This is a genomic window from Protofrankia sp. Cr1, assembly GCF_963555865.1.
In the GTDB taxonomy this organism is placed as follows: domain Bacteria; phylum Actinomycetota; class Actinomycetes; order Frankiales; family Frankiaceae; genus Protofrankia.
The window spans coordinates 1-1,162 of sequence record NZ_CAUVXO010000233.1 but is presented as its reverse complement, the minus strand read 5'-3'; the positions used below and the strand labels follow the sequence as shown (position 1 = coordinate 1,162).

Genomic DNA, 1,162 nt, shown 5'->3' with positions numbered 1-1,162 from the left:
CGGCGCCGTTCACCAACCGCATGACCAGCACATCCCTGGGGGGAACGCATGACCGAAACCGGAGTCGACCCGGCCGCGCACTGGGTCGGCCCAACCACGCGGCCGGACACCTACGTACTGAAAGAGACGATCGGGCGGGGCAGCGAAGGGGAAGTGTGGCGAGCGGAACTACCCCTTTCCACCGAGGGACGCGCCACGGTCGCGGTCAAGACCATGTTCCGGCCGCCGGGCGATGATGCCTGGGAGAAGCAAAGCCGGCTGCTGACCACTCTCAGCCACCCCGGTCTGGTCCGCGTCACGACCATGTTCATCGGGCCGTCCTGGCACCTTGCCGGCGCGGCCAACCCGAACACCCGCGTGGGCTACGTCGTCATGGACTTCGTCGCGGGCATGACGCTGCGCGAATGGTCCGACGAGAACCCCGACGCCCGGGTCAGCGAGCGGATCCGCAAACTGCGCACCGTCGCCGCCGCGCTCGACCACATGCACTCCGGCGGCCAGACCGTCCAGGGAGTGGCACACGGCGACGTGAAGCCGTCGAACATCGTGGTCCGCGACGACGGCGTCGCCGTCCTGGTCGACCTGGGCCTGGCCCGGCTCACCGACGGGACCGGGATCGTCGGCCGCACCGCGCCCTATGCCGCGCCCGAGCTGCGGGTGGTCGACCCGATCCCGACACCGGAGGCGGACAGGTTCGCCTTCGTGGTGACCATGGCCGAGGTCCTGCTCGGCCACCTGGTACCCCGGGTCGAGGGACTGGGCTGGGTCGACGTGGCCGCGCTCGAGGAGGAGCTGAACCGCAACCCGCTCACCGCAACCCGGCCGGCGCTTGTCAAACACATTCTGGACGCGTTGGCCGCCGACCCGCCCGGGGAGCGCTGCCGTCCCACCGCCGTCGGGCTCACCGCGACCGGGGATGCCGCGGCGGGCGGCACCGGGCCGGCGGCCCGGTCCGACTGGCTCTCCGCCTGGCTCGACTCCGCGACTGAGACGCTTTCGCACATCACCAGCACAACCGGCGGCCTCGCGACACCGCTTCCCCCGCCCGCCCTGGTCGCGGGCGGTTCGGCTGACGCAACCGCGCTCTCGTCGCCGCGCGGCGTCCCGGCCGGTGGCTGGACGGCGCCCGCGCAGACCGGGACGGGCCCGGGCGGCGGGGCGC

General features: G+C 72.7%; 1 protein-coding gene. It reads left to right on the top strand.

The window, feature by feature from the left end; all coding sequences use genetic code 11:
* Positions 1 to 48 precede the first annotated feature (48 nt).
* A partial coding sequence (locus U9980_RS17235; RefSeq protein WP_322768853.1) for a protein kinase domain-containing protein occupies positions 49 to 1,162 on the top strand: 1,114 nt, incomplete at its 3' end.